At 59.5% G+C, this 23,828-nt stretch carries 23 protein-coding genes; 8 read left to right on the top strand and 15 right to left on the bottom strand.

Annotated features, from left to right (window positions below):
• Positions 1-80: 80 nt before the first annotated feature.
• From LOC68_RS24065 to LOC68_RS24055, 3 genes are all read right to left on the bottom strand, one after another.
• Positions 81-857: an SDR family NAD(P)-dependent oxidoreductase gene (locus tag LOC68_RS24065; RefSeq protein WP_230223526.1), complete on the bottom strand. Its 777-nt coding sequence runs from the start codon at positions 855-857 to the stop codon at positions 81-83.
• A 278-nt stretch (positions 858-1,135) separates the two neighbouring features.
• Entirely contained in the window at positions 1,136-1,411 is a 276-nt protein-coding gene (gene rpsT / locus LOC68_RS24060; RefSeq protein WP_230223524.1) for a 30S ribosomal protein S20, read from the bottom strand.
• An 89-nt stretch (positions 1,412-1,500) separates the two neighbouring features.
• Entirely contained in the window at positions 1,501-2,943 is a 1,443-nt protein-coding gene (locus tag LOC68_RS24055; RefSeq protein WP_230223517.1) for a hypothetical protein, read from the bottom strand.
• Positions 2,944-3,133: 190 nt separating this feature from the next.
• On the opposite strand from LOC68_RS24055, the gene cobA reads away from it, so the two are divergent.
• Positions 3,134-4,660: a uroporphyrinogen-III C-methyltransferase gene (gene cobA, locus LOC68_RS24050; RefSeq protein ID WP_230223515.1), complete on the top strand. Its 1,527-nt coding sequence runs from the start codon at positions 3,134-3,136 to the stop codon at positions 4,658-4,660.
• A gap of 32 nt (positions 4,661-4,692) precedes the next feature.
• Here cobA and LOC68_RS24045 read toward each other — a convergent pair whose 3' ends face one another.
• Positions 4,693-5,760, bottom strand: coding sequence for a prenyltransferase/squalene oxidase repeat-containing protein (locus LOC68_RS24045; RefSeq protein WP_230223513.1), 1,068 nt, complete (start codon positions 5,758-5,760; stop codon positions 4,693-4,695).
• A 270-nt stretch (positions 5,761-6,030) separates the two neighbouring features.
• Between LOC68_RS24045 and LOC68_RS24040 the strand changes: the two genes are divergently transcribed.
• Positions 6,031-6,735 carry a hypothetical protein gene (locus LOC68_RS24040; protein WP_230223511.1) on the top strand — a complete coding sequence of 235 codons (705 nt, stop codon included), beginning with the start codon at positions 6,031-6,033 and terminating at the stop codon, positions 6,733-6,735.
• Positions 6,736-6,751: 16 nt separating this feature from the next.
• On the opposite strand, the gene LOC68_RS24035 is transcribed toward LOC68_RS24040, so the two are convergent.
• Positions 6,752-6,934: a hypothetical protein gene (locus LOC68_RS24035; protein WP_230223503.1), complete on the bottom strand. Its 183-nt coding sequence runs from the start codon at positions 6,932-6,934 to the stop codon at positions 6,752-6,754.
• 264 nt (positions 6,935-7,198) lie between these two features.
• On the opposite strand from LOC68_RS24035, the gene LOC68_RS24030 reads away from it, so the two are divergent.
• The 3 genes from LOC68_RS24030 to LOC68_RS24020 all read left to right on the top strand — a co-directional run bounded on the left by LOC68_RS24030 (position 7,199) and on the right by LOC68_RS24020 (position 10,129).
• Positions 7,199-8,344, top strand: coding sequence for an aminotransferase class V-fold PLP-dependent enzyme (locus LOC68_RS24030; RefSeq protein ID WP_230223501.1), 1,146 nt, complete (start codon positions 7,199-7,201; stop codon positions 8,342-8,344).
• A gap of 206 nt (positions 8,345-8,550) precedes the next feature.
• On the top strand, positions 8,551-9,627 hold the full coding sequence (locus tag LOC68_RS24025; protein ID WP_230223499.1) for a DUF1559 domain-containing protein: 1,077 nt from the start codon (positions 8,551-8,553) through the stop codon (positions 9,625-9,627).
• Positions 9,628-9,730: 103 nt separating this feature from the next.
• Positions 9,731-10,129 carry a hypothetical protein gene (locus tag LOC68_RS24020; protein WP_230223498.1) on the top strand — a complete coding sequence of 133 codons (399 nt, stop codon included), beginning with the start codon at positions 9,731-9,733 and terminating at the stop codon, positions 10,127-10,129.
• A gap of 10 nt (positions 10,130-10,139) precedes the next feature.
• Here LOC68_RS24020 and LOC68_RS24015 read toward each other — a convergent pair whose 3' ends face one another.
• The 4 genes from LOC68_RS24015 to LOC68_RS24000 all read right to left on the bottom strand — a co-directional run bounded on the left by LOC68_RS24015 (position 10,140) and on the right by LOC68_RS24000 (position 14,218).
• On the bottom strand, positions 10,140-11,021 hold the full coding sequence (locus LOC68_RS24015) for a dihydroorotate dehydrogenase electron transfer subunit (RefSeq protein WP_230223496.1): 882 nt from the start codon (positions 11,019-11,021) through the stop codon (positions 10,140-10,142).
• Positions 11,018-12,493, bottom strand: coding sequence for a pseudouridine synthase (locus LOC68_RS24010; protein WP_230223494.1), 1,476 nt, complete (start codon positions 12,491-12,493; stop codon positions 11,018-11,020). Before LOC68_RS24010 ends, LOC68_RS24015 begins: the two co-directional genes overlap by 4 nt.
• 131 nt (positions 12,494-12,624) lie before the next feature.
• A complete protein-coding gene (locus tag LOC68_RS24005) occupies positions 12,625-12,897 on the bottom strand; it encodes a hypothetical protein (RefSeq protein WP_230223492.1) in 273 nt (90 codons plus the stop codon).
• A 352-nt stretch (positions 12,898-13,249) separates the two neighbouring features.
• Complete coding sequence (locus LOC68_RS24000; protein WP_230223490.1) at positions 13,250-14,218, bottom strand: type I phosphomannose isomerase catalytic subunit; 969 nt, start codon at positions 14,216-14,218, stop codon at positions 13,250-13,252.
• 283 nt (positions 14,219-14,501) lie between these two features.
• Between LOC68_RS24000 and tatC the strand changes: the two genes are divergently transcribed.
• The gene (gene tatC, locus LOC68_RS23995; protein ID WP_230223482.1) at positions 14,502-15,644 is read left to right on the top strand and encodes a twin-arginine translocase subunit TatC; all 1,143 of its coding nucleotides are present in this window, start codon (positions 14,502-14,504) and stop codon (positions 15,642-15,644) included.
• Between the two features lie 23 nt (positions 15,645-15,667).
• The gene (locus LOC68_RS23990) at positions 15,668-16,711 is read left to right on the top strand and encodes an alpha/beta hydrolase family protein (RefSeq protein ID WP_230223480.1); all 1,044 of its coding nucleotides are present in this window, start codon (positions 15,668-15,670) and stop codon (positions 16,709-16,711) included.
• On the opposite strand, the gene coaD is transcribed toward LOC68_RS23990, so the two are convergent.
• Genes coaD through LOC68_RS23970 form a run of 4 tightly spaced genes read right to left on the bottom strand, consistent with a single transcriptional unit; the run spans position 16,708 to position 19,187 of the window.
• Positions 16,708-17,211, bottom strand: a complete 504-nt coding sequence (coaD, locus tag LOC68_RS23985) for a pantetheine-phosphate adenylyltransferase (protein WP_230223478.1) — start codon at positions 17,209-17,211, stop codon at positions 16,708-16,710. The two genes, LOC68_RS23990 and coaD, sit on opposite strands and share 4 nt — an antisense overlap.
• 27 nt (positions 17,212-17,238) lie before the next feature.
• Positions 17,239-17,859 (bottom strand): hypothetical protein, encoded by a 621-nt coding sequence (locus LOC68_RS23980; protein ID WP_230223459.1) that lies wholly within the window; start codon positions 17,857-17,859, stop codon positions 17,239-17,241.
• Between the two features lie 15 nt (positions 17,860-17,874).
• On the bottom strand, positions 17,875-18,525 hold the full coding sequence (locus LOC68_RS23975; protein ID WP_230223457.1) for a hypothetical protein: 651 nt from the start codon (positions 18,523-18,525) through the stop codon (positions 17,875-17,877).
• 14 nt (positions 18,526-18,539) lie between these two features.
• The gene (locus LOC68_RS23970) at positions 18,540-19,187 is read right to left on the bottom strand and encodes a hypothetical protein (protein WP_230223456.1); all 648 of its coding nucleotides are present in this window, start codon (positions 19,185-19,187) and stop codon (positions 18,540-18,542) included.
• A gap of 291 nt (positions 19,188-19,478) precedes the next feature.
• Between LOC68_RS23970 and LOC68_RS23965 the strand changes: the two genes are divergently transcribed.
• Positions 19,479-20,012 (top strand): hypothetical protein, encoded by a 534-nt coding sequence (locus tag LOC68_RS23965; protein ID WP_230223454.1) that lies wholly within the window; start codon positions 19,479-19,481, stop codon positions 20,010-20,012.
• Between the two features lie 166 nt (positions 20,013-20,178).
• Here the strand turns inward: LOC68_RS23965 and LOC68_RS23960 are convergent, their stop codons facing one another.
• Together LOC68_RS23960 and LOC68_RS23955 are read right to left on the bottom strand one after the other, a co-directional pair.
• Complete coding sequence (locus tag LOC68_RS23960) at positions 20,179-21,111, bottom strand: ABC transporter ATP-binding protein (RefSeq protein ID WP_230223451.1); 933 nt, start codon at positions 21,109-21,111, stop codon at positions 20,179-20,181.
• Between the two features lie 11 nt (positions 21,112-21,122).
• Entirely contained in the window at positions 21,123-23,768 is a 2,646-nt protein-coding gene (locus LOC68_RS23955; protein WP_230223449.1) for a hypothetical protein, read from the bottom strand.
• Positions 23,769-23,828 lie beyond the last annotated feature (60 nt).

The following is a 23,828-nucleotide window of genomic DNA, read 5'->3' as shown; positions in this document are numbered from 1 at the left end:
GTTGTCAATCGCAGCCAAACGACCGTTTATATCACGGGCGTATGAAGAGAACACGAACATCTCTTCAAAGTCGTCATTTCTTAATCAAATGTACGGCAGATCAGTCCCCCTTCGACTAGAAGGGTTGTACCGGTGATGTAAGCGGCGGCGTCGGACGCCAACAACAGCGCCGGTCCGACCAGGTCTTTCGTCTCGCCCCAACGCTTGACCGCGGTGCGATCCGAGAACCGCTTCTTTTGCTCATCGTTGAGCAGGCTCATCGGCAGATCGGTCGCAATCGGTCCCGGCGCCAAACAATTGACCGTAATCCCATACGGACCAAGCTCGAGCGCATGGGCTCGCGACATCGCAACGAGCGCCCCTTTCGTTCCTGAATAATTTCCCCGCCCCGGATTCGAGGCGACCGCCAGGACGCTCGAAAGATGAATGATTCGTCCCCAGCCGTTCTCGATCATCGCCGGGGCCATTCGACGAGCCAGCCGCATGCAGCTGGTGAAGTTGATCTCCAGGACGCGATCCCAACTTTCGTCGGTCGTTTCAACCAACAGTTGCGGTTGGTTCGTGCCGGCGTTGTTGAACAGGATATCGATGCGGCCAAACTCGGCGAGCGCCCAATCGGCCATCGCATCGACTTCGGCCCGGTCGGCCATATCGCACGTCCGCCAGGCGACTCGCGCATCAAGCCCGCTGCCAATCTCGGCGGCGGCCTGCATCAATTCTTCAGGGTGGCGAGCGGTAATGCAAACGTCAGCGCCCGCTTCGGCCAATCCGCGGGCGATCGCTTTGCCGATTCCTTTGCTGCCGCCGGTGACCAGAGCGGTCCGGCCCGAAAGATCAAATAGCGCCGAAAGCGTCATAACGGGGCCTCAACGGGGAAAACAGAGGATGCTACCCCGTTTGTAACACGAGCGTGACTCAGAAGAAACAGTCTCGCTCGGTTGTTTGTTCTTTCGAACGGGCCCGCTGACTGGAAAAGAAGCGTCTGCGGCCGCCATTAGCAGGTTCGCCCAGCCGCGGCGCGCAAAAACAAAACCGACCGTACGAAGACGGTCGGTTTGATTTGTTTTCAGACGCCGGGCGAGCAGGCCGCGCTAGATGCGCTGGCTGTTACGCTGCACCCGATTGGGCCAGACAATTAGGCCTTGGCGGCTTTCGCGTTCTTGACGTGCGCGTTCAAACGCGACTTCAAGCGAGCGGCGGTGTTGGCATGGATAACGCCAGCAGCGGCCGTCTTGTCCAGACGCTTCACAGCGGCCTTCAGTTCGGCGTCCATCACGCCGACGTCGCCGGCGGCGACCGCAGCGCGGACCTTACGGACTTGGTGACGCAGCGCCGACTTGACGGCGCGATTGCGGGCACGACGAACTTCGTTTTGACGGAGGCGTTTTTTGGCGCTCTTGGTATTGGGCATGGATCCTAATTTCCCTTGCGGGCGGCCCTCAATTTCCTACTAGAACGGGGCCGCATTCTTACCGCGAACAGTTTGTTCTCAATGCGAAGCTACTTATCTTGCAACATTTTCCGGAGCTTGTCTAGCCTCGAATCGAGATCTCGGTACCCCGGATCCATATTTTTTAGCCGCTTGAAATAAGCCTTGGCGTTAACCAGCTCTCCCAGCCCCATCGCCAGGACTCCGGCCCGGTAAAGGAGCTGCTTGTGGCGTTCGGAACTCAAGGTGTCAGCGTAAGTTAGGGCTTCTTCGAAGCACTCCATGGCGGTGTGGTACTTCTTCTTGGCCTGGAGACATTCCCCCTTCCCCAGATTGGCGATCGCCAGCATTTTCTCGTCCCCTTCGATCACCTGATCGAAGACTTCGATCGCCTCGTCCAGGTTCCCCGCCCGTTTGAGCCGCAAACCGTACTCATACAAGTGTTTCTTGTCGTCGGGGTGGCGTTCGGCCCGCCGCTGGTAGATCTCCAGCTCGGTCCGGTTGAGCTCATCCTTCAGGTCGTCGGCCAATTTGCGGTTTTCAGCAGATTTCTCACCCTCAAACTGCTTCTCGGCGACTTCGTAGCGATAGCGAGCCCGGTTGATCCGGATATCCTCGAACTTTTGGATGATTTCCAGCGACTGGCCGATTTGGGCCTGGGCCTTCTTCATCACCAGTTCGGCTTCGAGATACTTGTCTTCGGCCTGCCACAAGTCGGCCAGCTTCAGGTAGTTTTCGATCTTCTCCGGATAGTCGAGGATCACCCGATCGAGAATCTGCTTCTCGTTCAGCTCGATCGCGACCTTCGGCTTTTCGGTCTTTTCTTCTTCCTGCGTCGTCTTCGGGCGGGGACGCGGCTTTTCGCCGGGGCGGATGTCGATCTTGTTGGTGATCGTCGCCAAACCTTGCCGCATCCGCTCTTTGTCGAGCGTCAGCTGCGAAATCATTTTGTTCGCTTCGTCGTCGCCGCGGGTCTTTTCGTTGACGAAGTGCCAAACCGCGATCGCCTGGTCAAATTGGCCGACTTTCCCCAGGTAGCGGGCACAATGCCGGCGAACCTCGATATCGTTCGGCGAACCGTCGGTCGCATATTTCATGAAGAGCAAACCGACTTCATGGCAACGCAGTTCGGCACACGCGTCGACCATCGGAACCAGCGCCGACGCGTCCCACGGATTCGACTTCAGCATGTCGACCCCTTGGCCCAGCACGTCGGTCCAATTCTTGGCGGCCAGCGCCTTTTTGATCCCGCGTCCCGCGAACGCACCAAAGAGCCCTGATGGCTTTTTCCCTTTGAACTTCCGTTCCAGGTTCTCCATCATCTTTTCGGCGTAGATCAAGTTCGCCGGGTCCGATTTGACGCACTCGCCCAGCAGACTGTGAGCGTAGTCAAAGTCGTACTTCTGCTGCTTCATCATGCCGGTCGCATGATCGAAGACCGACTGCAAGCGTTTGCGCTTGGCCGGCGTAATCTCGTAGCCTGCTGAATCGGTTGTCGCGTTCTGCCCGTCCACGTCGCTAATTGTCCATCATCAGAAGAAAAACTGGTCTACCGCCACCTTTACCGCGACGAACCCTTATTCTAGCTGCCCCAAGGCAATCGTGCCAAGTTATTGGCAAACAAGAAGTTGGCGTCTTGTGAAACTCGCTTCAAGGGGGTCCAATCGGAAGAGCATCGCATCCCCTAAACCCCCGGAAATTGGAATGCCGGAAATAGCCACTCACTCCCTTGGTAAAGCCTCGCTCGTTGGCGCTGGTCCTGGCGACGCCGGTTTAATTACCCTTCGGGGAGTTGAATTATTGGCCGCCGCCGACGTGGTGCTCTACGACTATCTCGCCAATCCATCGCTCTTGCGCCATGTCCGCAGCGACGCCCAGCTCCATTGCCTCGGTCGGCATGGCCACGGCAAGCTTTGGACGCAGCAGGAAATCAACCAGGCGATGGTCGAAGCGGCGCAAGAGGGACTGCATGTCGTTCGCCTGAAAAGCGGCGACCCGACCGTCTTCGCCCGTGCGGCCGACGAGATTGAAGCTCTCAAGCGACATGGCATTCCGTTTGAAATCGTCCCCGGCGTCACCACCGCATTGGCCGCCGGCGCTTGTGCCGGCGTTCCAGTTACCGACTCACGTTTTGCTTCAGCCGTAGCGCTCGTCACCGGACGCGAAAAGCCGGGCAAGTCGGACGATGCAATCGATTATGCGGCGCTGGCGAAGTTTCCGGGCACGCTGGTGATGTACATGGGCGTAACCTCCGCGCCGGCTTGGTCAGCAGGGCTGATCGCCGGGGGCAAGTCGCCGGACACTCCGTGTGCGATCATCCGGCGCTGCAGTTGGCCCGATCAGGAAACGTATCAGTGCACGCTCGGCGAGATCGGCGAGCATCTCCATTCCGGTTCCAAGATCCGACCGCCGGTGATCGTGGTGGTCGGCGAAGTCGCGCGAGAAGCGTCGGCCGACAATTGGTTCCAGAAGCGTCCTTTGTTCGGACAGCGCGTTTTGATCACGCGTCCCGAACATCAAGCGGACGGACTGGCCCATACGATGGCCGAACTAGGCGCCGACGTTTATCTGCAACCGGCGATTCAAATCTCGCCGCCGCACGATTGGTCGCGCGTCGATGACGCGATCCGCAGCTTGCACGACTATGACTGGCTCGTCTTCTCGAGCGCCAACGGCGTTCGTTACTTCTTCGAACGTTTGTTTGCCCTCGGCGACGACCTGCGAGCCATCGGGCATATGCGAATCGCGGCCATCGGTTCCGGCACGGCCGACACGCTGGCCGAATATCACCTCAACGCGGATGTGATCCCGGCCGAGTACCGAGCCGAGTCGCTGGTCGCCTCGCTCAAGGACGAAGCGGAAGGTCAACGTTTTCTGCTGCCGCGGGCCAGTCGTGGTCGCGACGTCTTGCCAAAAGGTCTCGCTGACGCCGGCGGAGATGTAACGGAGATCGTCGTCTACCAAAGCGACGACTGCACGCAGCTTTCGGCCGACGTCGTCGAAGCCTGGGAAGAACGGCCAATCGACTACGTGCTGGTCACCAGCAGCGCCATCGCGCGGGCGACGGTTCGTTTATTGGGAGATCGCGCGAAAGAGACGAAGTTCGTCAGCATCAGCCCGATTACGTCCGATGCGCTACGGGAAGTCGGCGTCGAGCCAAGCGTGGAAGCGACGGTTTACTCGATGGACGGCGTCCTCGAAGCGCTACAGCGCCACGTCGCCGGCTCATAAGGTCTTACCGCCCAGCGCCATGAGAACCAACACTACCGCTGGTAAATCGGCAAAAAGCCGTAGTCCAACTGCATCATGATCAAGTTGCATGAGGTGACGTAGATCGGGCCGACGGTCGTATCGTCCCACGCGCCGTCGCTACGTTGCTTGCGGACGATCTCGGTGTAGAGCCGATCGCGGAACGCTTCCCAGAACTCGCGATCGCGAAAACCTTCGCGATAGACGACCTGGGCGTAGTAGAGGTACGTGTAGTGCCAATGGCTGAACGCTTGCTGCTGCGTCTGAATCTGGTGCAGATTGTCTTTGCAGTAGTTGATCATTTTGTCGACCACGTCGCCGCCATATTCGCCGGCGTTCTGCAAACAACAAATCGACGCGGCGGTGATCGCCGGTCGTGAGGTTCCCCGATTCTTCGAGCTGTACGAAATGCCGCCGTCCGGGTTCTGGCAGCTGTAGATGTATTGTTTCGCTCGTTCGACCACTTCCGACGGCACTACGATGCCGGCGTTGCGACAGCCCCGGAGACCTTGCACCTGGGTGATGGTGGTCGAACCTTCGTCGAAGTCGTTCCCATCTTTCGCGCTGACGTAGCCCCAACCGCCGGAGGTGGTCTGGGCCGAGACGGTGAACTCCACCGCTTTGGTCAGCGTGCTGATCAGTTCTTCTCTTCGTTCTTCGTCTTCTTCTTCGCCGAGCACCTGCGACAGGAAGAGCATCGAGAAGCCGTGCCCGTAGGTGTAGCGGTTGTCGGTCAGCGGATCGCCGATCAGGCCGTTGTCGCGGCGTTTGCTGTAGATGAAGTCGGTGACGCGGCGGATGTTCTTCGCGTAGGGTCCCTGCGTTGTGGTCGAGCCGGACGCGATCAGCGCCGTTCCGGCTAGGGCAGCCATCGCCGTCGGATAGGCCTGGCTGGCCCAATGTCCCATCCGGGTCTGCGTGCGAGCGACCCAGTCGAGCCCTTTCCGAGTGGAGGTAAGCCAGCTGGTCTTTAGCGCCGTGTCGGCTGCCAGCAGAGAAGAGCTGCCGGCCACTCCGGCCGCCATCGGCAGACCTGCGGCTAGGCATCGTAAGGCGGCTCGGCGATTCAATTTGTCGGTCATCGGCGTCCCTCGGGAAAGCGGCGGATCTTTCCTATGCCCTTATTGTGGTTCATTCCGCAGCTTACGGCTATCTCTTCCTTCGTCGCAGAAAGCGGCCTGATAGTTCATTTCCGGGATTTGGGCCGCAAAGTTTCCCCAATCCCAACAGCCTGCCCCCCCTGCCTGAGAGGAGATTTGGTCAAAACCCTCACCCGCACAACCGGCCCTACCGATCCAGGAAAAGGTCAGTCAGCTCATCCGCGATGGGAGAATTCTATGCGACTTGGGGGCATGCTCACGAACCGTCTGGTCCTAACGATCGACCTTCATCTCTCGGCTCCCTCGCTTCAACTAGCCCACCATCGCCAACTTCACGACGCCGCTCGGACGCTGCTCGATCACCTCGACAAACACCAGCTTCCCGCGACATTTGGCCTCTCTCGCCCCGGTTATGGGCAACTCGCCCAATGGATCTCCTCCCATCCGCAGCACGAAACGGCGCTGCTGATGCAGCCTGCCAGCGATTGGCGTCAGTGGGGGGGAAAGGGTCTGGTCGACGAAGTACGTCGCCTGGCGGGGCACTCAGTTCGCTCGGTTTTCGCCCACGGCCCGCTCGAGCAGGCACACGCGTCCGCGTTGCGTCATGCGGGGATTCTGGCGATCCGCGGCAACGGCGGCTCGATTCAGGGCGCCACGCTGCAGAACGGAATGCCCTGGTTTGAGCCGAGCATTCAGGCTCCTTCGTTCCTGGCTCGGCTGACCGAATGGCTCCCCCATCGCTTTGACTTCGCGAAACCGGCCACGGCCCAAGTGATGCGAATCTGCGGAGAAACGGTCGCCAACGCCGGCCCATGGGCGAAAGATCAGGCGATTCGCGCGATCGATTTCGCGGCGAAATTTCGAGACCGAGGAGGTTCGGTAGAAACGCTGGCCAACTGTGCGAGCCAGCTGGAAACCTCCGTCGATAAGGCGGCCACCGTCAGCAAGGCGGCCTAGCCCCGGCGAAAAGGGGCTATTTCAGCTCGCGGAAGGTCGTAAACGCGAGAAAGGCAAGAATGGCGGATCCCACGACGAAGGCGATGTCCATCGTGGCGCTAACCCCTTGGAAGGGAACTCCTATCGCCAAATCGAGCGCAAACACCAAGAATATGAGAATGGAAATAGCCATTCCCGTGATTGTTAGCGCTTTCGGCATGCGGCGACTCCTGTTTGGCCCCTGCACAAACCTGGTGAAAATTTCCCAGATTTCCCAGACGGTGTAGTATAACTCGCCTCCACCAGATGTCACGCCGTGAGCGAGAAAAGTCCTCTCACGCAACAACTTGCGTGGTAAGTCCCGGCATCTTGGAAGAGTAGAAACGAGGATTATTGATGACGGCCGGGGGTTTTGCAACCGGCGAAGAGGTCCTTATAGTACGCCGTAACTATTTCTCTCGCAAGCTTTTGGAACTCCGTAGACATGAGCCAGCCCACCCCCTGGGACCAATTTCGTCAAGAGATGACCATTGCACCGGAGTGGGCCTACTTCGATCACTCGTCCGTTTCCCCCCTTCCCCGCCGAACTGCCGACCTGATTCGGCGGTTTGTCGACCAGGCCGCCGCCGGTGGAAATCTCCATTGGCCCGAGTGGGCGACCACCGTTGAGAAGACCCGCGGGCAGATTGCGGCGCTGGTCAATGCCGACATCGAAGAGATCGCACTCCTCCCGAACACCACCCACGGCGTCTCGCTGGTCGCCGGCGGATATGCCTGGAAACCGGGAGACAGCATCGTCGTCCTCAGCAATGAGTTCCCCGCCAATCTGTATCCGTGGATGCATCTGGAAAGCGTCGGCGTCGAAGTTCGTCAGGTGCAAGTCGAAGGCGCCGGACCGACGCTGGATCAAATCGCCGCCGCGATCGACAGCACGACCAAGATCGTCGCCGTCAGCTGGGTTAGCTATTCGACCGGTTATCGGCTCGATATCGCGAAGCTGACGGAACTCGCGCATTCGCGCGGCGCGCTGCTCTTCGTCGACGTGATTCAAGGGCTGGGCGTTTTTCCCTTCGACGTAAAAGCGACCGGCGTCGACTTCTTCGCTTCGACCAGCCAAAAGTGGATGATGTCGCCCGAAGGCGCCGGGATGTTCTATATCCGGCGCGAGCATTTCGACAAGTTACGTCCGCTGTTCGTCGGTCCCAGCAGCATGGTCAAACCGTACGACTACGACCGGATCGCCCTCGACTTCGCGGACAGCGCCCGTCGGTTTGAAGGGGGCTCGAAGAACATGGTCGGCTACATGGCGATGGGCAGTAGCCTTGGCCTGCTCATGGAATATGGCGCCGGACCGCAGCAGAGTGCGATCGGCGAGCGGGTCCTCGAGATCGGCGATTACGCGGTCGAACGATTGCAGTCGATCGGCGCGTCGATCTTCTCCGATCGCGAAGGAGAAAAACGTTCCGGCATCATCTCCTTCGACTTCCCCGGCCAAGACCCACACCAATTGCGAAAGCGCTGCGTCGACGCCAAGGTCGCGCTCAGCGTGCGGAGCGGTCGACTTCGCATCAGCCCGCATGCGTATACCGACCAGGAAGACGTCGACCGATTGATCGCAGCGTTGTCATAAACGCCGACTCCCAAACAAGCCACCGAAGACCGTCACGCTGAACAGCGCGACGGTCTTTTTTTGTGCGATCTACGCAACTCAATTCCCACCAGCCGAGCGTGAAATATCCAACACTCTTGCGCAATATCACATGGGACCCAACGATACATTGGATACAATGACACGACACTCCATCGCTTTCATCTTTTTTTCCTTGGAGTACTTTCATGCATGTTCGATCTGGATCGCGCGGTTTTACCTTGGTCGAATTGCTGGTGGTGATCGCCATTATCGGCGTCTTGATCGCCTTGCTGTTGCCTGCGGTGCAGCAAGCGCGAGAAGCGGCCCGACGAATGACCTGCACCAACAATCTGAAGCAAATTGGAATCGCCACGCACAACTATCATGACGCGTTCGGCAGCTTTCCGCCGGGCGGACTCGGCTATCAAAACCCCGGCGGAAACGGCGACTTGAATGCGTCGTCCTGGACGCTCCACCTCTTTCCGTTTCTCGAACAATCAGCCGCTTACGACGCGATCGCGCCGGGGAAAAATCGTCTCGACGAAGCGGCTACCGTCGGCAGTTCGATCAACGGCCCCAGCGGGCGATTTCTGATCGACATCATGCGAACGCCGATTCCGACGCTCGTTTGTCCTTCCGACATCGGCGGGCCCTACATCGACCCGATCGTCTCGCAAGGAGGCAACGGTCTCCTCTTCACCACCAGCGGCGCAACGTCGCCGAACGACTCGACCAACCCTGCAAAGGCGAACTACGCCGGCTGCGCTTCGTCGATCAAGATGCATGGAGCCTGGTGGGCGCCGCCGATCAACTGGCCGGGCCTAACGCCGCAGTTCAACGGCGTCTTTGGGATGGACGAAGTGATTCGCTTGCGTGACGTGCTTGATGGCACGACCAACACGTTTCTCGCCGGCGAACGTGCGACCGCGATTCGCGAACCGGCCGGCATCGACGCGCCGGATGATGACGATTCAGTCGCCGGAGGGCTTTGCAAATGTGCCGGGGTCAATCCATACGGCTTTCCCAACGACGGCGCGTTTCCATGGTGGTCGACGCAGGCCTTGGGCAGCGTCGGCTATCCGCTGAACAACGCCGTCTACTCGCTCTGGTGCAAAGGGGGCTTTAACAGCCATCACCCCGGCGGCGTGCAGTTCGTCTTTTGCGACGGCTCGGTTCACTTCATCTCCGAGACGGTCGACCACAAGCCGGACGAATACGTCGACAACAACGTGCTAGAGAACCTGGCGAATCGACAAGACGGATTCGTCGTCGGTCAATTCTAAGTTCGCCCGTGAAAAGTCTCAGGCGCCCTGCTGCGAAGATCGCGCCGTGCGCCTCCTCGAAACACGCACATCGCCCACGGCGATCTTTCAGGAGACCCAATCGATGAAACGTCAAATCATCGCGCTACTGCTCGCTGCGTTTCCGCTGATCGGCTGCCAACCGGCTGGTCCTAGCAACATCGCCGAAGTGACCGGCATCGTCACCGTCGACGGCAAACCGGCCGACTCGGCGACGATCACCTTCGCCCCGGCTCACGCAGGCAAGTCGTCATTCGGCCGCACCGACGACGCTGGTTACTATCACCTGGTCTACACCACCGACATCCAAGGAGCGCTGATCGGCGAGCATACCGTCACCATCGCCAACGAGCCGCCGCCCGGTCAGGCCCGGCCGGCTGTGATGGTTCCGCGGCAGTATGGGAGAGCGGGCAAGTTATCCGCCAACGTCGCCGCGAATCAGAAGAATCAGATCGACTTTGCGTTAACGACCAAAGCGAAATAACGCGCGGTCGTTACCACTCGATCTTTTCGGATGAGAAAATCGGACCTTCGACGCAGGTCCGTTTGTAGTCCCAACTGCCGTCGTCCTGGCGAACCTTGGCGACGCAGGTGAAACAGATGCCGATGCCGCAAGCCATCGGCGTCTCGAGCGAAACCCAGCACGGCACGTTCCGCTCGGCGGCGATCTTGCTGACCGATTCCATCATGCGCTCTGGTCCGCAGCACGCGATCTGCACGCCGGCGGTCGACTGGTCGAGCGTTTCATTCAGCAAGTCGGTCACCAGGCCATGATGCCCGGCCGAACCGTCGTCGGTGCTGATTTTGACGTCGATGCCGCAAGCGCGGAAGTCTTCGACGCCGGCCAGATATTCAACCGAACGAGCGCCGTAGCACATCGTCACTTTGCCGGCCGCGGCGCCTTGTCGCGCCGGATTGCCGTACGCCTGACGTCCGAGATATTCTTTGCCGAGCGCGACGAACGGGGTTTGACCGATGCCGCCGGCGACCATGATCAAGTGATCGACCTGCTCACCTGGGAAACCATTGCCGAGCGGACCCCAAGCTTCCAGCCGCTGTCCCGGCTTGAACGAGGCGAGCTTGCTGGTCATCTTGCCGTGGACCAGGTAAACGACGTCGATGCCGATCGCCGCGCCGCTGCCGTCTCGATAGACGTCGTACATCGCCAGCGGTCGACCCAAGAGCGGATCTTGCATGTCGGCCAGACGAAGCATGACGAACTGTCCCGGCGTGATCCGCGCCGCCAGATCAGGACAGGCGAACCGGACGCGAAAAGTATCGCGAGCCAATTGGACGTTCTCGACCACTTCGGCCGTCAGTTGGACGGCTTGGTCGGCATAGTACGGAGCGTGGAGCGGGTTGCAGTTGTCGTTCACTTGCGGCGCTTCGTCTTCTTCTTATTGAATGTCTGTTTCTTCGCGTCCGGGTTTTTGACGTACTTGGTGCGAACGCTCCCCCGTTTCGTCTTACGACCACCCTTCGCCGTCTCGTCGGCCGAGCTCTGACCGTACGTCATCTTCTTCTTTTTGGGCGCCCCTTTCTTGGGACCACCCTTTTTCGGCCCGCCTTTTTTCGGACCGCCCTTAAAGCCGGTTCCCGTTTTGGCGAACTTCTTTTTGGGAGGAGCGCCGGCCCGTTTGGGCGCCGCCTTCTTCTTCGCGGGACCTCGACCTTCCGAGAACCAGCCCATTTCCGAGATCGGCCGGCCTTCGTCATCGTCGTCGTCATCATGCGAGCCGAACGATTCGGAGAAACCACGGCTCTTCGCCGGACGACCGCCTGACTTGTCAAACGAACGTCGCTTCTCCGGAGGCGCCGACGACTTGCCGTACGAACCGCTGCGGCTGTCGCCGCCGATCGTCTTGCCGTACTTGCGCGGTCGTTCGTCCGTTTGCTTGGGGCGCGACGAACGTTCCTCCGAGTGCTTGGGGCGCGACGAACGCTCCTCCGAGTGCTTGGGGCGCGACGAACGCTCTTTCGACGCAGGCCCCGACGATTTGCGCGGCGGCTTTCCGGTCGGACCGCTTTGCGTTCGTTCTCCGCCACGAGCAGGTCGCGGGGCAGGCGACTTCTTCGGCTTGCTGCCGGGGCCGCCGAACGCGGCGTCGCGAAGCGCCTTCACCTCAGCGCTCTTTAGTTCGCGGAAGGCGCCTTCGGGCATTTCGCCCAACCGGAGCGGGCCCATCGCGATGCGCTTCAGTCGCAAAACCTTGTGGCCGATCTTCGCCATCAAGCGGCGGATTTCGCGGTTCTTCCCTTCGTCGAGGATGATCTCGAGCGAGGTGCTTTGTTTGTTCTTGCGCTTGAGGCTGACGCTGACCGGTTTGACGAAACCTTCGGCGAAGTGAATGCCGCGACGGACCTGCGACAAGGCGTCTTGCTCGGGATGGCCCGCCACTTCAACGCGGTAGGTCTTTTCGATTTCGTAGCGCGGGTGAGCCAGGCGGTTCGCCAGTTCGCCGTCATTGGTGACGACGATCAGCCCTTCGCTGGCACGGTCGAGCCGCCCGATCGTGAACAGACGGACGTCTTGCGGGACCATGTCGATCACGCGGGTTCGCCCTTCCGGGTCGAAATTGGTGCTCAGCACCCCCGGCGGCTTGTTCAGCATGTAATAGATACGTTTGCCGAACTTCAGCCGCTGCCCGTCGACCAGGATCTCCTGGTGCTCGGGATCGACCTTCATGCCGAGCTCGGTCACAAACTTGCCGTCGACTTCGACCCGCCCTTCCTGGATCAGCTCTTCGCACTTTCGACGGCTGTCGATGCCGGCGAACGCCAAGACTTTGTGCAGGCGCTGGAGCCGGAGCGGGGCCGGATTATCAGGTTTCGCGGGGATATCGGTCATGGCGGTCTAGCAGCGACAGGGGGAAAACCCCCAGTTTATCCGCTGCCGACCCATACGCACAGGCGCCGCGGTGATCCGCGAATCCAAGATTTTTCTGGGCCAGACCAGCGGTTCCCGCCCCAAACCGCCCGCTAAGGAAGAAACGCCGCGTTGGCGCCGAAGTTGGCCGGGTCATTCTGGACCGCTTCGGCCGGCGGGCGATCAAAGTCGCGCGGGCGACCACCCAGGACCTCAGGACCGAGGTCGTTGTTGGTGTAGGGGTCGTAGGCCATGGCTCGCTGCTGCTGTTGCTGCATGGTGCCGGGATCAAACAGCGGCGTGTGCTTCAAATGCCAACAGCCGGCGCACTGCGAAACCGCCAAGATGATCAAAGCGGCGATCGATTTGGGTCGTGACGTCAGCATGCCCTGGGGCTCCTCGAAGCGAAATTGCAGCGAGGAGTGTAGAAGCTTCCCGTAAGCAGCGGAAGAGGAATCTGTGCTAGCAAAAGCGGGCGACAGGGGCGCCGTTTCTTTGGCGCCATGCTCTTACTACGTCTTCGTGGGAAGAGCATGTCTTCAATGAGTCTCCACAGGGCAAAGACATGCTCATCCGGCCGGGTGGCACTGCTGGCTTGTCCAGCAGTGCGGAACTGCCGAACGATTTCAATCCAGATACCGAGAACGAATCACGCCACGATAGGATCAGCGGTTCCGCAAGTGATCAACCTAGAGGCCGAACACTGCTGGACAAGCCAGCAGTGCCACCCAGATTCAATTACGGCAGGTACATATCCAACAGGGTCGTCTGACCATCAGGTACCAGCGTTACCGCCGCACTCGCAGCCGGAAGTAGAATCGTCTCTCCCTTTCGCAGCTGCAGCGGATGCGTCGGATGCTGGACGGCGACCGATCCGGACAGAACGGAAAGGATATGAAACCGCTCGTCGCCGCCGACCGAGTGGGGCTCGGCGATCAAGAGTCGATCGAGCACGAACTTGTCGCACTCGACCAGGCGTTCGACGCCCGGTTCGACGACTTGCGGCGTTTGCAGCGCGACCGGGCCTTTGGCGAAGTCGATCGTTTCCAGCGATTGTTCAATGTGCAGCGGACGTGAATTGCCGGCGGCGTCGCGGCGGTTCCAGTCGAACAGCCGATAGGTCGTGTTGCTCGACTGCTGGATCTCGGCGACCAGCAAGCCTTTGCCGAGGGCGTGCACCGTCCGGGCCGGAATGTAGACGCAGTCGCCGGGCTGCGGCTCGATGATGTGCATCAGTTCGATGACGCGGTTCTCGGCGGTCGCTTTCGCCAGCGCCGTCCGATCAACGCCTTCTTTCAGTCCAACGAACATCCGAGCGCCCGGCTCGGCGTCCATGATGACCCAGGCCTCGGTCTTGCCAAGATCGGGAGGATCAAGCAGCGCCCCTTGCTGATCGTCAGGGTGGACCTGGATCGAGAGGTCGGTGTTGGCGTCTAGGAATTTGAAGAGGAGCGGGAACTGCGGCGGGACTGGGCGCCGCCCGAAGAGTTGCTCGCCAAATAAAGCGACCAACTCTCCCAAAGTTTTTCCTTGCAGCGGCCCGTGAGAGACGACGCTTTGGTCTTCGCCATGGTCGACCACCTCCCAACTCTCGGCGAAAACCCCTTCCTCGCCGATCGGTTTGCCCAATTCCGTTCCGAGTCGCCGACCTCCCCAGATGTACTGGCGGAACTTCGGTACAAACCGGAGCGGGTAATCGAGCGTCATCGTATCCATCCGTAGGGGTGACGTTTGTAGCGGTTGTAGCAGAAGGGTTTTGGGGCCGCAGCGCCGCTTGGTTGTCATTTTCGCAGGTCGATGGTAGCATAAAACCCGTGGTTCTTCCTCGCCCGCCCCTGAACCGTCAGGGCCTGAAGCCGTCGGAATTCGATCCGGCGGTATCTTACGGCGCCGAATCGCACCTTGGGTCGATAACGTCCTATCGTTGTTGATCTTCTGTTGACGATCCCCTTGCGCAATCGATGACGGATCTCGTATCCGGAGAATACCCATGGCGAAGAAGATCAATGATGACCTGTTCGAAGGGTCGGCGATGACCTTCGGGGAACACCTCGAAGAGCTCCGTTCCGCATTGTTCAAATCGATTCTCTGGCTGGCCGTCGGTCTCGCGATCGGCCTGTTGGTCGCCGATCGGGCGATGGACGCGATCCAAAAGCCGGTCAAAGAGGCGCTCGTCCAATACAACCAAAAGCGGACCCTGATGCGGCTGCAAAACCAGCTGCGCAAGGAGACCGGCAGCGACGTCATTTCTCCCGAAGACGAAGCGAGACTGAAAGAGATCGCCCAGGAAAATACCTGGTCCCCCGAAATCATCTACATCGAACCGACCGAGCTGAAGCGCGTTTCAGAGCTGAAGGGAGTCCCCTGGGGAACGAGCGCTGAGCCGGAGCAGACTCCGACCGACGAAGAGCCCCAAGAAGAACCGAAAAAAGATCCCGGTTCCGAGTCGACCGAAACGACCGAGGAAAGTCCGGAGGTGACGGAAACGATCCAAGAGATGGCGATCGTCCCGAAGATGAAACCGGTTCCGATGATCACCTGGAAGCCGACCGAAACGTCGCTGACCGCGCTGAAAGTCGAGGAAGTTTTCATGATCTGGCTCAAAGCGGGCCTGGTCTGCGGGGCGATCATCGCCAGCCCCGGCATCTTCTGGCATATCTGGAGCTTCGTCGCGGCAGGCCTTTATCCGCACGAAAAGAAATATGTCTGGATCTACCTGCCATTTAGCCTGGGGCTCTTTTTCGGCGGCGCCGCGCTCGCCTATTTCTACGTCTTCGCCCCGGTGCTCGAATTTTTGTTCAGCTTTAACCTGTCGCTGGGGATCGACCCTGATCCGCGGATTAGCGAGTGGATGAGCTTCGCGTTGCTCCTCCCCCTCGGGTTCGGGATTAGCTTCCAATTGCCGCTGGTCATGCTTTTGCTAAACCGAGTCGGACTTGTCGAGGTAAAGTCTTATACCGAGCATTGGCGCATCGCCATTTTGGTGATCTGCGTCCTCTCGGCGTTGTTGACCCCGGCCGATCCGCTCAGCATGCTTTTGCTGGCGATTCCCTTGTCGTTCCTGTACTTTGGCGGCATCGGCCTTTGCCTTTGGATGCCTGGTCGCCGGGCTCCCATGGCGCCGATTCGCTAAACCTACAGCCACAAGAGTTCGTCATGCCGATTCGCACAATCGCGGTAGGAATTGTCCTCCTCACGCTGGCGATCGTTTCGGCCGACGCCTATGCCGTCGACCTGTCGGTCGCCATCGGTCAGTCGTTTCCGGCGACCGATACGCTGGCCGACATTAACGAAGAAAACGCCGACGCGCGGGCTTGTCTCGAAGGTCTTTGCTGGCCGCGGGTCAAATTCGCCGTCGACGTCGAAGCGGCTCAGCCGGGCAAGGGAGACGCCCTCGTCCGGTTTCCTTCTCCCCGCGAGACCGGCAGCGAAGTCAACGATCGCGTCGCGATGCAGTGGTACGCCGCTCGGGGCGAAGATGGTCGTGCGATCAAAGCGCCGGCCGTCATCGTCGTCCACGAGTCAGGGAGCGGGATGACCGTCGGGCAGTTGATGGCCAAGGGGCTCCGCAATCAGGGGCTCCACACCTTCATGATCCAGCTCCCCGGCTATGGCCTGCGCAAACAGAACGGCGTGAAAGATGACGGGACCGGGTTTCTGATCCGGATGAAGCAAGCGGTCGCCGACGTTCGCCGGGCTCGCGACGCCGTTGCGGCGCTGCCGCTGGTCGACGCCGAGCATATCGCCGTCCAAGGAACAAGCCTGGGCGGATTCGTCGCCAGCGATGCGGCGGCTCTCGACGCCGGTTTCGACAGCGTCTTCCTCCTCCTCTCCGGCGGCGATCTAAACGACATCATCCACAATGGCGAACGAGAAGCGGCCAAAGTTCGCGAGAGATTAGAAGCGGCCGGGATCCGCGGCGAGCAGCTTGCCCAACTGGTTGGCGAGATCGAACCGCTCCGCATCGCCCATCGTTTGAACCCAGAGCGGACCTGGCTTTACAACGGCACGTATGACAACGTCGTTCCGCTGAAAAATGGAGTCGCCTTGGCCGCAGCGGCCCGTCTACAGCCGGAGCATCATGTCCGCATGACCGCCAACCATTACTCCGGCGTCATCTTCATTCCGTACGTGCTGGAACATATCCGCAACGGAATTGATACGGCCGATCGTCTCGACATGCCGCCGATGAACAACTAGGCCGACGGGATTTTGCTGCGAACGTCCGGAATGATCTCGGCCGGGACGAACTTCGCGAGCTGCTCGTCGCCCGCCAGCGGCGTGATCTGCTTCAGCAGCGAGCTGGAGACGTGGCCGTACTCTTCGTCCGCCATCAGGAAGACGGTCTCGATGCCGGGATCGAGCTTGCGGTTGGCCATCATCATCGTGAATTCGCCGGCGATGTCGGTCAAAGGACGAATGCCGCGGATCATCGCCCGGGCGCCGACCGAGCGAACGAAGTCGACCGCCAGACCGGAAAAGTGCAGCACTTCGACGTTCGGCACATGCTTGGTGACGCGGCGGACGAGCTCAACCCGTTCGTCAGGCGTAAAGAGTCCCACCTTCTGATCGTTGGTGCCGATGCCGATGATCAAACGATCGACCAGGCGGCTGCTCCGCTCGATCAAATTCAAATGGCCAAGCGTCACCGGATCGAACGAACCGGTGTAGACGGCGACTTTGGGGTTTTTCTCAGACATCAGTGGGGGCTTCGCAGGGGCCGGCGCCTAGTACAGCGCACGAATCTCGGGCTTGGAGAAATAACGGTAAGTATAGACATAGTAACCGAATTGGAGCAGCAAGATACCGAGACTGTACGCCAGACCAACGAAAAACAGATTCCAGAATACGAGATCCATCTCAAAGTCTGACGCTCCGGACGACTGGGAAATCGGTACGTTCTCCATCATCGAGAGGGGTAATCGGCTGACGGCAAACTGAAAATAGATGTCGAACCCTGTCGCGATGGCCGCCCAAGCTGCCGCGATCGCCAAAGCGTAGCGAAGAAAACGATCCCCCTGTGGGCGCAATCGCAAAAGGTTCGCCGCGCCCCAAATCAGAATTACGGCGACGATGACGCCGAGCGGGATCCGGATCGCTTGCGACCCAATGAAAACAAGTTGCAGGTCATGAAACGGCTGTACCGCCTTATAGAATTCATTCGGCATCCCCGGCCCAAAAACGCGAAACTGCCAGCACGTTTGAATCAGCTTCGGAATCGCCCTTAGGTGCGACGACGCCGTCAGCGTCGCCACAACAACGAGGCCAAGCGCCAAATAAACCGCCCTGCTGGGCATTGGCGGCGTAGTCGCCGCAGCAACGTCTTGAGCTTGATCGACGTTCGACACGCGGTCTCCTTTCGATTAGTCTTCTTCGTTTTCGTCTTCGTCAACTTCGCTCGCGTCGGCTTCTAATGCAAAGCTGGCGCGAACCTCGGGACGCGAGAAGTAGCGAACCGCAGTAATGTAAAAGGCGCCTTCTGCGAGGTAGATCGCTATTAAGATCGCTAACACTCCCCATGTATAGCCAATAACTGCTTGTTGGAATTGACGATTCGCCGTCGACGTGGCGCTAGTCCAGGTTTCATACAGGGCGGCTTGCAACTGCACGGTTGCGAACGTCGAAAACGAAGCGCCGACAATCCCCAAAAGCAGCATCAATAGAGAGAACAATACCATTTGCCGGGGAGCGCTAGGCGATCCTAGGCGAACGCTGGAGCAGGCAAAAAACAGCCCAATCGCCAGAATTACGGTAGCGCAGGTGTGGGCGTTAATCTGCATTCGATACGCGGACAACGTCTTGGCGATCGCCTCGCGGGTGAGCCGGGCGTCCGGTATTTTGACGTCATATTTGTTATCGTGCAGCCAATCGCCAGAAGGAACGGCAAACGCCAAGCCAAGGAGAACAATTTCGGCGACCGCCAGCAACGTGCCGATCATCGCCAACTGGCGAGCTTTCGGCGGCGCAACGTCTCGGCGTCGGCTGGTAACTATCACATGCGTCGCTTCACTCATACTTGGAATCGCTTTCACAATGGAGATTTGACGTTCGTCTCGTACAACGCCCGCGTTTCCGGCTTCGAGAAATACCGAAACGCGAAGTAGTAGTAGCCGAATTGCAGCACGACGAAACCGATGCCGGCTCCCACGCCGATGTAAAAGCCGACTTGCATCGCAATTCTCAGGTACGTCGCCGTGACGTTTTCAGGGTCCCCGTCAAAACCTTCCATGACCGTTTGCAGCACGTGGTACGTCCCAATCTGAATCAGGACGGCCATGACGGTTCCGAGCACATCGGTCGCCGCGGCCGTCAGTACCGAGCGGCGAATCCACACGTCCCCCCGCGGCGCGAGCTTCAGCGCCTTTAGCGACGCCCAAAAGAGGAAGCCGGACGCGATCAACGAGATCGGCACGATCACCATTTGGTAGGGAGCGTATTGCGCTTGCATCTCGGCAATCAATCGCTGGTACTCGACCATTTGCTCCGGCACGCCAGGACCAGCGGCGCCGGAGGCGGGCGCCGACTTAAACAGCCAAGGGAGCGATGCGGCGAGCGAGCTCAGCTTCATCAGGGCGATGAGGATGCCGCCGATCGAGAGGGCGGTCAACAGGCTCGGCTTTCGGCTCGCCGCCGGGGCCATCTCGGCGACTACCAATTCTTCTTCGGCGTCAGACATCGGGTTACGTCCGTTCGCAAGTGATCGTCAGGTTTTCACAGCGTCATCGTGGGCATTATCCTACCCTCCCCCGCTAGTCGTAGTCCATCTCCAGCTGATCGAGTGACGGCGCCGCCTGCATTTGGCGTCACACCCTGCCGCAAATTGGATTTTTTCGTTGAACTTGACCCAGAAAAAAACTCGAAACTATACTTGAGGTACTGGCATTTCCCAGACGTTCTGCGGTTTACGTGCGCCACGATTGGTTGTCTGCGGCAAACGAAAACGACAGCGACTAGGAGGCCGAGAGCCATGAGCGACAACGAGCGCAGCATCAGCGTACGTCAGTTCTTTGCAGGAGTGACTGAGCACACGTTCTATACCAAGCTCGGGGTTCCTAACCCGAGACTGATCGACTATTTGACCGAGCTTCTCACTCGCTTCGTCAATAACGAAGTCGTCTTTCGGATTCGCGGCCTGACCGGCAAACCGCTGACCGAGGTCGCCCAGATGATGATGGAAGCCGAAGCTCGGCTGGGAGACGCCAAGCGCGACGTCCATCAGCACATCGGCGATTTCATCCTCTTCTGGTCCGGCGTCTATCCCGAAGCGCTAAAGCGAATGCGCCGCGAAGATCGGATGGACCACCTGGTCAACTACTGGGCCGAAGGAAAACGGGCCTATCACGCCGCCAGCGAGATCCAGTCGGGCTACGACAAGCCCGGCGCCGAACTGCTGGACGAACTGAGCGACCGGTTTGAACTGTGCGCCTACGGCCTGGGAGAAGTCCGCCGCGAATGGGAACGCCGCGACGATAGCGGCACGGGACTGATGTTGTTCGGCTAAGAACGAAGAATCCTTCCCAACACTAGCCCGCAGCGCCAGCGAGGGAATGCGGTCGCAAGTAAATGACGAATGTCGAAGCTCGAATGACGAAATCTTAATTCGTGCTCCGAAATTCGTCACGAATGGATGCCGCATTCCCTCGCTGGCGCTGCGGGCTAGTGTCAGACTACGTCACCAAACCTTTGGTCACCATCATAAAGACGTCTTCCAACGTAGGGTCTTTCTCCGCGTAGCTGCGGACTTTGACCTGGTTGGCGAGCAGTTTGTTCAGCAAGCCGGCGACGCCGTTGTCGTCGGTTTGCAGTTCGCAGGTGATCATGTTGCGATCGGCTTCGATATCGACGTCGACGCAAGAGGGTTCGCTCCGCACGATCGACAGGGCGGCGTCGAAGTTGTCGATCACCTTGATCTGCAGAATTCGGTTCTTGCGAATGCGGCGATAAACGTCTTCGATCGGGCCGTGCATCAGCAATTGACCACGTTCGATGATGCCGACCGAGGTGCAGCAGTCGGCCAGTTCGACCAGAATATGGCTGGAGATGAGAATCGTCTTTCCCATCTTCCGCAGTTCTTTTAAGAGCGCCTTCACTTCCAAGCGAGCGCGAGGATCGAGACCGCTCGCCGGTTCATCGAGAATCAGAACCGGGGGATCATGCACCAGCGTCTTCGCCAGGCAGAGCCGCTGCTTCATCCCGCGCGACAGACCGTTGACGAAGTCGTTGCGTTTGTAGGTCAGGTCGAGCAGTTCCAGCACGTCGGTGATGACCGCTTTGCGGCGCGTGCGGGGAATGCCGTAGGCGACCGCGAAGAAGTCGAGGAACTCCCAGACCTTCATCCCGTCGTAGACGCCGAAGTTGTCCGGCATGTAGCCGACGCTGTGCCGGACGTTCATCGGCTCTTTGGCGACCGAATAGCCGTTGACCGTACCGCCGCCGCGCGTCGCTTTGAGCAGCGTCGCCAGGTAACGAATGCTGGTGCTTTTCCCGGCGCCATTGGGGCCGATAAAGCCGAACATTTCGCCAGCTTCGATTTTCAGATTCAGGCACTCGACGGCGGTAAACGTACCGTAGTCTTTGCCGAAGTCTTTCAGCTCGATCATAGGGTGTCGATCTAGTTGGGTCCGTTTTCAGGTAACAATTCGATGCTGTCGGCGCTCTCTTGCAGCACCTTCTCCGGCTCTTCCCCCAGAATGCGGCGCGTGTTGACGTCGCTTTCCGGATCGGGGAGCGGAGCGTATTGCAGATGGGCCAAAACCAACGTCCGCAAGTCGCTCTGCGGCGCTTCGGGCGTGATCGTGACGCCTGGCACGTCCTCGTCGGTCCAGCCGATCAAGCGAACGTCCCCAGCGCGAAGATGCCGCACGTCCTTCGCCACGTTCAGCAGCTTGCGGAGGCTGACCTCGGCGTCTTTGCCGATATGGGGCGAAAAGACTTTCGATTGGTTCCACTCTTCGCAAACGCTCCAGGGATCGGTCATCGGCTCAAATCGAATCGTCTTCGACTGCTTCGGACCAAGGTCGCCGATCCAAGCGACTTCGAGCGCTCCCTTGGGACCGCTGCCGATGCGTCGCATCACCGCGACGTCGCGGATCGACAACTCGCCCCGATAGACCACTTCGGCCGAATTGCCGTCGTCGCCGGGCTTCCACGAGAAGACTGGATCTTGCGCCAGCGGCAACATGTATTCGCTATGCATCCGTCCAGTCGAGTTCGACATCACGTTGAAACCGGTCAGGGACGCCGACAACCCTTCTTGATCAAAACGGACCTCCGTCGGCAAATCGCCGAAGCGGGTAATAACCCCCTTCCCTTCGCCATAGGTGAGCGGCAACGCAAGCGCCGAGCCTTGGTCGAACTCGGAGTGATACCGCGTCGACAGCGACGTGTACAACGACGTGTAGCGGGCCATGTGAGCGCGATGATAGTCAGGCTGAATTTCGAGGATGCCGATCTCGGTCCGATTTCGCGCGAAACCGATGTCGAGCTGCGCCAGCTTGATCACGGCAAACGCGCCGATGATCGCGATAACCGGCGCCGCGATCCAGGCCCATTCGACCCGGCCGATCATCCAGAAAAAGGCCCAGTTAATCGGCACCAGGAACAACAAGTAAACCGCCGTCACCCGCAAGATGAACGACGCATCCGGAATGTCGATGCCGGAAGCTTGCACCAAACACTCACGAGCCGCACTGGCGGCGCCGCTGTCGTCATTCCAAGCGGCGACTCCGGCGTCGCTCGCGACAAATCCGGCCTCAGGCAACGTCGTAAACTGAGTCGGTTCCGCCTTGCTCGGCGCGACCATCCCCAGACTTTCGTCGACGTTCCCCTCTTCATTCTGATCGCCGTTTTCCCCCAGATACTCCGCTTCGAGACGTTCATAACGATTCGAGGCGAGTTCGACGTCGCGGCTGAAGTAGCGGAGCTGCGACACGGCCAACGGATCGTTTCGCGAGCGGCTGGAGTTCCAGCGGGTCGTGACGAACTCAATGTCGGTCACGTCAAACCGACGAGCCGGCCGACGCAAGATCGCCCCGTTGAAGAAGTTGTCAAAGTTCTTCCATTGTTTCGTGATGCGCGGATCGCGCATCTGAAACGCGGTTACCGTGATCCGACCACGACCGATGCGACGTTCGGCGACCAGGTCGCCGGTATCTTGGACGTAATAGGCGTCGTCGGCCAACTTCAACTTCACGCCGCGAGCCGGGGCGCCAGTCAGTTTCAGTTCGTACCGCATCGGCTTGTCGTTGATTCGCTCGCTGGGCACGAACTTTTTGTTCCATGCTTCAAAGCGCGCTTGCTCCAGCTCTTCCGCTCCTTCCGACTGGGCCGGCAGATAGTCGGCCAGAAAGCTGAGCTTCAAGCGATCGAGCGAAGCAGGTCCGCTGATGATCAACTGACCTCCCCAGTGCAACCAGTCGAGCAGCGCCTCTTGTTGGTACGTCGTCAGCGCCTGCTGATCGATGTCGTCCCAGACGATCACCGCGATGCTGGTCCACGTGAGCGGATTCTCCGGCAACGGCGTCCGGTCGATGATCTTCGGAATCACCACGCGGTAGTGCGGCGCCCCTTCGTTTTGATCCAACGACGCCGACAACGGTTTGACCGTATCGAGCGAACCGAGAAACTGGTAATCGTCAGAATTGGCCGCCAACACCACCATATAAAACTGATAGGCCGGCATCGCCTGGGTTGCCAGCACCTCGGACTGGACGACGGAACCGCCGCCACGATCCTGCAGACGGCACATCAGCCAACGGCTGTTGGAAGCGGCGCTCCCCTGGTTCACTTCCGGCACGTAATAGGTAACGTCGGACCAACTCTCCTGCCCTTTCGCCAGCGCGATTGGTCGCGTGGCCGAAAAGAAATAGTTGGTCCCCGGCAACGGAATCGAGCCGCCGGTCGAGTTGGTCGTTTTCGAGTAGAGCTCGCCCCGATAGTCGAACGCATTCGCTTTCAGGCGAATGCTGCCGCTGACCCAATGTCCCGGCTTGATGTAGTTGCCGGGACCGCGATCGTCGTACGGCAAGGCGCGGAACTGGGGCGTTTCGAAGTCGGCCTTCTTCTGCTCTTCTTCCTGCTTCTTCTTGCGGGCCGCCTCTTCCTCTTCTTTCGTCTTATCGCGCAGGCAGCCGCTGCAACCAGGGAGACTCACCACAATCGCCAACCCCAATAGAATTGCCATCGTGGTCAACCACGACATGCGCCAGCGAGCGTCAGAGGCGAGCTTGTTGGACGTACGCGAGATGGGAATCGGCATATCGGATTTCGCAGGACGAGCGACGGAGGTCCGGACGACGCCGGACGCGACGATAAGGTC

It is taken from the genome of Blastopirellula sediminis (genome assembly GCF_020966755.1).
Lineage (GTDB): Bacteria > Planctomycetota > Planctomycetia > Pirellulales > Pirellulaceae > Blastopirellula > Blastopirellula sediminis.
The sequence above is the reverse complement of the archived record's forward strand: the minus strand, read 5'-3'. Positions and strand labels throughout refer to the sequence as shown.